The 238-nt window shown below is 44.5% G+C and carries 1 pseudogene; it reads left to right on the top strand.

The annotated features are described in order from the left end of the window. Positions 1-238: pseudogene (locus tag AC27VX_RS23940) on the top strand (T9SS type A sorting domain-containing protein); the annotation flags it as partial.

Raw genomic sequence — 238 nt, 5'->3', positions numbered from 1 at the left:
AAAAACATTAGGTACTGCTGCTGACGAAGAAGCCAGAGCGGTTATTCAAACCACGGACTTAGGATTTTTTGTGGCCGGAAATGTTCAGAATTCTTCCAAAGGCTACGGTTCTAAAGATGTCCTGATCATCAGGCTCGACAAAGACGGAAAAGAACTGTCCCAATTAATCTGGGGCGGAAAAGGACTTGATGAAGTTGAAAAAATGATTCCAACGAAAGACGGCGGAGCCTTACTCGGA

The sequence above is a fragment of the Chryseobacterium sp. 14P4.3.2 genome, from assembly GCF_057799275.1.
The sequence above is the reverse complement of the archived record's forward strand: the minus strand, read 5'-3'. Positions and strand labels throughout refer to the sequence as shown.